This is a genomic window from Amycolatopsis sp. NPDC051758, assembly GCF_044453095.1.
Classification (GTDB): domain Bacteria; phylum Actinomycetota; class Actinomycetes; order Mycobacteriales; family Pseudonocardiaceae; genus Amycolatopsis.
In genome coordinates, this window is sequence record NZ_JBITCJ010000002.1 from 474039 (window position 1) to 480682 (window position 6644).

The 6644-nt window shown below is 65.4% G+C and carries 8 protein-coding genes and 1 pseudogene; 5 read left to right on the forward strand and 4 right to left on the reverse strand.

Translation table 11 applies throughout. The features are described 5' to 3' along the window. Positions 1-89 precede the first annotated feature (89 nt). Genes ACIA5G_RS11455 through ACIA5G_RS11465 form a run of 3 tightly spaced genes read left to right on the forward strand, consistent with a single transcriptional unit; the run spans position 90 to position 1665 of the window. Positions 90-803 (forward strand): 2OG-Fe(II) oxygenase, encoded by a 714-nt coding sequence (locus ACIA5G_RS11455; RefSeq protein ID WP_395922523.1) that lies wholly within the window; start codon positions 90-92, stop codon positions 801-803. Beyond that, positions 800-1177, forward strand: coding sequence for a hypothetical protein (locus tag ACIA5G_RS11460; protein WP_395922524.1), 378 nt, complete (start codon positions 800-802; stop codon positions 1175-1177). Before ACIA5G_RS11455 ends, ACIA5G_RS11460 begins: the two co-directional genes overlap by 4 nt. After that, positions 1177-1665 carry a methylated-DNA--[protein]-cysteine S-methyltransferase gene (locus tag ACIA5G_RS11465; RefSeq protein ID WP_395922525.1) on the forward strand — a complete coding sequence of 163 codons (489 nt, stop codon included), beginning with the start codon at positions 1177-1179 and terminating at the stop codon, positions 1663-1665. The genes ACIA5G_RS11460 and ACIA5G_RS11465 overlap by 1 nt, the downstream gene beginning before the upstream one ends. Before the next feature lie 6 nt (positions 1666-1671). Here ACIA5G_RS11465 and ACIA5G_RS11470 read toward each other — a convergent pair whose 3' ends face one another. Further along, on the reverse strand, positions 1672-2274 hold the full coding sequence (locus ACIA5G_RS11470) for a LysE/ArgO family amino acid transporter (protein ID WP_395922527.1): 603 nt from the start codon (positions 2272-2274) through the stop codon (positions 1672-1674). A gap of 66 nt (positions 2275-2340) precedes the next feature. Between ACIA5G_RS11470 and ACIA5G_RS11475 the strand changes: the two genes are divergently transcribed. After that, positions 2341-3228: a LysR family transcriptional regulator ArgP gene (locus ACIA5G_RS11475; RefSeq protein ID WP_395922528.1), complete on the forward strand. Its 888-nt coding sequence runs from the start codon at positions 2341-2343 to the stop codon at positions 3226-3228. 99 nt (positions 3229-3327) lie between these two features. Here the strand turns inward: ACIA5G_RS11475 and ACIA5G_RS11480 are convergent, their stop codons facing one another. From ACIA5G_RS11480 to ACIA5G_RS11490, 3 genes and pseudogenes are all read right to left on the reverse strand, one after another. Next, on the reverse strand, positions 3328-3936 hold the full coding sequence (locus tag ACIA5G_RS11480; RefSeq protein WP_395922529.1) for a hypothetical protein: 609 nt from the start codon (positions 3934-3936) through the stop codon (positions 3328-3330). 208 nt (positions 3937-4144) lie between these two features. Next, a complete protein-coding gene (locus ACIA5G_RS11485; RefSeq protein ID WP_395922530.1) occupies positions 4145-5077 on the reverse strand; it encodes a recombinase family protein in 933 nt (310 codons plus the stop codon). Between the two features lie 150 nt (positions 5078-5227). Then, positions 5228-5998 (reverse strand): annotated as a pseudogene (locus tag ACIA5G_RS11490) (cell division protein FtsK); the annotation flags it as partial. Between the two features lie 330 nt (positions 5999-6328). Here ACIA5G_RS11490 and ACIA5G_RS11495 point away from each other — a divergent pair. Further along, on the forward strand, positions 6329-6644 hold a 316-nt coding region (locus tag ACIA5G_RS11495; protein ID WP_395922531.1), incomplete at its 3' end, for a leucine-rich repeat domain-containing protein.

Consider the following 6644-nt stretch of genomic DNA (forward strand, 5'->3'; position numbering starts at 1 on the left):
CATCAGCGGAGGCTGACGCGCAGCTTCCCGGTTCGCCCGGCGAAGATCACCCGATCTCACGTTTCGCCCCGCCCGGACGTCTACCGGGTATGAGCACTTACGAAAACCGGGTCGCGGCGGCCGACTGGGCTGCCGTGGCCGCCGAGGTCGACGACTACGGCTGCGCGCTGTTGCCCCAGTTGCTCACCCCGGCCGAGTGCGCCCAGTTGGTCAAGCTTTGGGACGAACCGTCGCACTTCCGGGCGACGGTGAACCTGCGACGGCACCGGTTCGGGGACAACGGCGACTACCACTACTTCGCCGAGCCGTTCCCGGAGCCGGTGCAGCAGCTACGTCAGGCGCTCTACCCGCGGCTGCTGCCGATCGCGCAGGACTGGCACGCGCGCCTCGGCCGTGAAGCGGAATGGCCGTCCACCTTGGACGAATGGCTGGACATCTGCCACGCCGCCGGCCAGCGGCGTCCGACACCGATCCTGCTGCGCTACGAAACAGGCGGCTGGAACGCGCTGCACCGCGACCTCTACGGCGACAAGGTGTTCCCGCTGCAGGTCGTGATCAACCTGAACAACCCGGGCACCGACCACACCGGCGGCGAGTTCCTGCTCGTCGAGCAACGTCCGCGAGCCCAGTCCCGCGGCACGGCAACACTCATCCCCCAGGGTCACGGGCTGGTGTTCACCACCCGCGACCGCCCGGTCCGCTCAGCCCGCGGCTGGTCAGCGGCCCCGGTGCGCCACGGCGTCTCAGCGGTCCGCTCGGGCCGTCGGCACACCCTGGGCCTCGTCTTCCACGACGCAACATGACGGCGGCGGAACTCGAGGCGCTGGTCCGGTTGATCGGCCCAGCCCGGCACATCGTGATCGGCACCGCAACCGACCAGGTGTCCCGCGCTGACGGCGCGCGGATCGCCTCGGCATGGGGCGGCCTGGTACTGGCAACGGTGACGTGGCCGGAGACGGCGGCGTCGTGGCTGCGCCAGGCCCGCCGGTTCGCGGAACCGGAACCGGACATCTGGGTCGTCAGCGCAACTCCGGCCGGCTGGGCCGGAATGGCGCGGCGGCTGACGATGTCAACATCCTGGAGTCCACATCGGACAATACTTACCGCCGCCCTGGCGGATTTCCGGCTGCCCGGCGTACGTGGCGCCCAGGCAGACGGCAGCACTTGGGAGGACTGATGGAACACACGATCGTAGACTCGCCGATCGGCCCGCTGACCCTCGTCGGCGAGGACGAGGTGGTCACCGGCCTGTACTTCCCCCACCACTGGACACGCCCGGACCGCTCCACGTTCGGCACACGCGACGACACGGCATTCCCGGAAGCGATCCGACAGCTGAAGGAGTACTTCGCCGGCCAACGCACCGAGTTCGACATCACCATGCGCGCCGACGGACCTGCTTCAGATCACGCAGTCTGGGCCGAGATCACAAAGATCCCGTACGGCCAGACAGCCACGTACGGCGACCTCGCCCAAGCCGTCGGCGGCCTACCGCACGAGATCGGCGCGGCAGTGGGCCGAAACCCCTTGAGCATCCTGGTGGCGTGCCACCGCGTAGTCGGCAAGAACGGCAAGCTGACCGGATACGCGGGCGGCCTGAAGCGCAAGCAGTTCCTGCTGGAGCTGGAACGCCCACCCGCCGCGGAGCGAGGCCAGCTCTGGTAAGCCCGCCTAGACGTGACTCAGCAGCAAGCTAGCCCCCAGCGCGGTCATGATCACCGCGATCAGCACATCAAGGACACGCCACGCGGCCGGCCGGGCAAACACCCCGGCCAGCCGCCGAGCGCCGAAGCCAAGAGCGCTGAACCACACAGCACTGGCGATGCAGGCCCCAAGGCCGAAGAGCCACCGCCCATCCCCATGAGCAACGGCGACCGACCCGAGCAGCAACACGGTGTCGAGATAGACGTGCGGATTGAGCCAAGTGAAGGCAAAACAAGCAAGCACAGCCTTCCGCAACGGCGTCCGCTCCTCCCCCACGGTCATGACCGACGGCCGAAACGCCCGCCGCGCCGCAAGCGCGCCATAGCCAAGCAGGAACAACCCACCCCCCGCAGCAACAACCCCAATCGCCGTCGGCCACTGCTTCAGCACGACCCCGATCCCACTGACCCCAAGCCCGATCAGCACGAGATCGGACACAGCACAGATGACAACGAGCGGCGCCACGGCTCCCCCGCGCAGCCCCTGCTGCAGCAGGAAGGCGTTCTGAGAGCCGATGGCGATGATCAGGGAGAGCCCGGTTCCGAACCCGGCAACAAGCAGAGGGAGCACCCCGCCACGGTATGACCGTCCCCCAGGATTACTCCAGCTAAAGATTCTTACGTAACATTAGCGTTCATGATGTCAGACCTCCCACTGGACCAGGTCAGAACCCTGCTGGCCGTAGTGGACGAGCAAAGCTTCGACGCCGCAGCGGCGGTCCTGCACGTAACACCGTCCGCAGTCAGCCAGCGAGTAAAGGCACTGGAGCAACGCACCGGCCGAGTACTCCTACTCCGCACCAAGCCAGTCTCCCTAACCTCGTCCGGCCAGGTCCTGGTCCGCTTCGCCCGCTCCCTAGCCCAGCTGGAGCAGGACGCTCTCTCCGAGCTAGGCCTGGGCTCAACGTCAGTTCGCACGCTCTCGATAGCGGTGAACGCAGACTCCCTGGCAACGTGGTTCCTCCCAGCCCTCGCACAAGTCTCCGAGTCCCTCTCCCTCTGCTTCGACCTGCAGCGAGAGGACCAGGATCACACATCCGAACTACTCCGCGAAGGCCTCGTAATGGCAGCGGTGACGGCATCCCCCCACCCAGTCCAAGGCTGCACATCCCACCGCCTGGGCCGCATGCGCTACCGGGCAATGGCCTCCCCGGCGTTCATCGCACGCTGGCTCTCCTCAGCTCCCCTCCCAACATCCCTCCCCAAGGCACCAGTGATCGTGTTCGACCGAAAAGACGACCTCCAGGACCGTTTCCTCCGAGCCCTGACCCGCCGCCGCAACTTCACCCTGGTACGCCACCACATCCCAGCCTCAGAGTCATTCGTAGACGCAGTAACCGCCGGCCTCGGGTGGGGCATGGTGCCAGAAATCCAAGCGACCCCCCGCGGCGACGCCCTGGTGGACCTGGCTCCGGACCGCCCATCGGACGTGCCGCTGTACTGGCAGCAGTGGAAGCTCGATTCACCAGCCTTGGCAGCAGTGGCGGAAGCAGTGACCCAAGGCGCAAAGGAGGCACTGCGCTAGCACCCCTAGATATAGACTCGAGAATCCAAGCGGTGCGGAATCCGCACTCGGTCTGCGCAGCAGCCTGAACGATCGCCCACCGTTAACGAGCGTGGGGGTTCAAGTCCCCCCTCGGACACACGCACTATCTACACCCGAACTGGTCGTCGCATAGACGGCCAGCTCTTTTGGTTCGTAGCGTAGCTCCAGGTTGAGAGCACGGTACAGGCGGCTCATGCCAGCCGTGGTTGCGTCGGCCAGGGTGCCGCAGACATCGCCGAGTGCATCGATCCTCGCGTAGATTTCGGCGCGGCTTACCGTCGAGTCGGCTGGAACGCTCTCGATCTGTGCTTTTGCGGCGGCTCGTTCCGCCTGTGCCTGGTCGATCGGGTCGACGAGCGCTTCGGGCTCGACGCCGGCCGCGATCGCGGCTAGATACCGCTGAAGCCGTGCCTCTGCGTCCGCCAGCCGGTTCCGCGCCGCCTCCAGCGGACCACCGCCGGCCTTGCTCCCGTCCGACCCGAGTAGCGCGGCTGCCGTCTGGTCGCGGTTGTCTGGACGGAACAGCTCGTGGAGCCATCCGTTGAGCGCCTCGACGACCACGCCTTCGCGGAGGTTGACCGTCTTCGGGTGATCTTCCAGCTTCTGCGAGCCCGGGGCCATCTTTCGCGAGGTGCAGCGGTAGTAGGCGCCCTTCCGAATCGTGGCGCCTTCATCTTCCGGCCGCATACTCCACATCGGACCAGACCGCGCAGCAGGTACGACCGTGCGGTCTTTCGGGCTCCCCGCTCGGCCTTGCGCGCCGTCTTCAACCCGCCTGCCGACTTCGACCGGCGCAGTAGCTGAGGCTGCGTGAACGTCTCGACGGACCCGATCGCCGGGTGTGCCTGCTCGCGCGACCGTATGATCCGGTCGGGAGTGGCGCGCTTGAATCGCACTAAGTGGCCCGCGGCGACGTCCTCGGGGTCGAGCAAGTCTCATGTTTCGTCCAACGCCCGAGGATCGCGTAACCGGTATATCGCGGGTTATCCAGGATCGCCCGCACCGAGTTGCCTTGCCAGCCGTCGGCGAGCCGGTGCCGGTTCTGGTCCCGCCGATGCGCGGAGGGACAGGGAGTGCCATCCCGATTCAGGAGGTTGGCGATCACGCGATCGCCGTTTCCGTCTAGGTACTCGGTGAAGATCCGGCGCACCACGTCCGCCGTCGTCTCCTCGATCGCCAGCACCCGCAGCTTGAACCCTTCCGCAGCTTTCCGCGGGTTTGGATGCGGACCGCTGTCGACGACGTAGTTGTACGGCGCCCGCCCGCCCTGGTGCCGTCCTTCGTTAATCACCTGCGCGTCCATTGCCGCGTGGACGCGTGCTTGAACGTGCTGGCGTTCGGACTCGCTCATTCCGCCGAGCACGCTCATCAGCATCTTGTGCGATGGGTTCCGCGCGTCGTACTCCCCACCTAGTTCCGGCACCCACAGATCAACTCCGTAGGCGGCGAACTTCGGTGCGATAAGCGAGAACTGGTTGCCGAACCAACACCGAGTGCCTTCGCCGACGACGATCGCGTCCCATCCGCGGCGCGGATTCTTCAACTCGGCGAGCAGTCGTGCGCCCTCGGTTCGCCGTTCCCACGGGACGGACCGTGACTGCCCGACGTCGAAGAACTCCGCCACGATCTGCCCGCCGAGCGTCTCGACGAACTTGCGCGCGTTCCCGAACTGCCATCCGCGCGAGGTCTCCGGGTCCTGCTTGTCTTCGGTCGAGCACCGGCCGTAGGCGGCCAATGCCCCGATCCCGTCGTCTGCTAAGTCGGCGACCTCAAGGCCCAGGATGTCATCCAGCGTTGCCCACGGATCGCTGATGATTTCAGCTGTCACAGTTCACCTCCTCTGCTGGCGCGTCCAGCACCGGCACCTCAGTAACCTCGATCAGAACGGCCAGCAATGCGCGCGCGACAGCAGGCGTCAGTTCAGGCAATCCCGCAGGTAGGATAACCCGGATCTGCGACTCTTCGGAACGAGTGGCCCTCATGGTCGGCCGTCCTCGTCCGTCATGCCAGCGTCAGTGGTTGAGCGACCGATGGCGTTCCTGATTTCAGCCGTTAAGTACCCGCGGACCTGCCGAACCTCGCCGTCTTCGCCGGTGACGCGGTCTCGCGTCGGCCGGCAGCCCAGGTCGGTCATCTCTTGCGCGAACGTCTTCCGGTCGATCTCCAGAGCGCCCAGCAGCTCAGCCGTTGGCATGAACTCCCTGCCATCCGGGCCCAGGTCGTCGCCCAGGTACTCGACGAGCGACGCGAGCAGCTCAGGCAGCTCAGGCAGCTCACCCGGCGACGAAACCGCGTCAACGGGATGACTTGCACCGATTGCCTTGACTGCCGCAGAGTGGTCGAGCACCGGCGTCGCGTCCTGTCCGGCCGCGTGCCCGGTCAGCGTCCCGGCCGCCCCGCGCAACGCCCGGCCCTGCTCACAGATAGTCCGCCAGTCCTCGTTCGGCATGTAGAAGGTCCGGACCGTCATAGCCAGCACGTCGGCCCCGGCCGCCGTGTCGCCGTCCGGCCGCAGGATGCCAACGCCCTTGTGGGAGGGCAACAGCCTGGACGAGTCGAAACCGCGGGTGTTCATCTGCTCGCCGAGCACGATGTTCGAGTCACGCCAGTCCATCACCCGCAGCGCGAACCGCGACCCGAGCACCGCCCGCAGCCCGGACGGGATCGTCTTCGAGTCCGGCCGTTGCGTGGCGAGTACGAGCACGATCCCGGCGGCTGGTCCCTTCTTCGCCAGCCACGTCAGCAGCTGGCAGGTCGCGACCGCCCTCGGCAGCGTCATTGACCTTAGGCAATTGATCAACTTGTTCAGTGGTGCCACGTTCGGCGACCAGTGCAACAGAGGGTCTTGAAGTGGCGCTATGCAGGTCCTTTCCTGGGTGAGCGTCACCCCGAGTCGTGACCAACGTGAGCAGGTGAGTCTCGGTGGCTAGTCTAGCGGTTCGTGATGTGCTTGAATTGACCGATGGCTTATGGACTTCGCGAGGCAGAGCAGCGAATCGAAAACGCCTTAGCTGCGCGATCAGACTCTCTTGATCTTAGTGGGCTCTGGCTTCGTGATCTCCCTACTTCCCTTCCGAAGTTGACGGACATCACGTCCCTTCGGTTGGATAACAACCTTCTTGGGGAACTCCCCGACTGGCTCATAACTCTTACCAAGCTGACAGAACTCCGGTTAGAGAATAACATTCTCACTGTGATGCCACCCGTTCTCGAACATTTCTCTAATCTGACCAGGTTGAATGTTAGTGGTAACTGGCTGAATGGGGTCCCAGATTGGGTTGGCTCGATGACGAGCCTTCGCATGCTGGGCATCGGCGACTGTCGTCTCACTGTGGTTCCCGAGTGGCTTCGCAACTTCACTGAGTTGTCAGAGCTGCACTTGAACGACAACGAAC